This window comes from Streptomyces zinciresistens K42 (assembly GCF_000225525.1).
GTDB classification, from domain to species: Bacteria; Actinomycetota; Actinomycetes; order Streptomycetales; family Streptomycetaceae; genus Streptomyces; species Streptomyces zinciresistens.
Map to the genome: position 1 here is coordinate 1 of NZ_AGBF01000518.1, position 213 is coordinate 213.

At 64.8% G+C, this 213-nt stretch carries 1 pseudogene; it reads left to right on the forward strand.

Annotated features, from left to right (window positions below):
- Positions 1–19: 19 nt before the first annotated feature.
- A pseudogene (locus SZN_RS42155) lies at positions 20–213 on the forward strand (telomere-protecting terminal protein Tpg); the annotation flags it as partial.

Consider the following 213-nt stretch of genomic DNA (forward strand, 5'->3'; position numbering starts at 1 on the left):
GAAGTCCGCAAATGCACAGGTGAAATTCCTTCTCACGCGGACGAAGGAGTCAGCAAGGAGCCTGGCGGAGCGTGTAGGCGCCTCGACTCGCACGATCGAGCGCTACCGCGCCGGGAAGCTGAAGAAGCCACAGAAGCGGCTCCAGGCCGCCCTGGTGGAGGCGACCGAATCTGAGTGGCAACCGCAGGTCAGGGCGCGTGCACGCGAACAGGC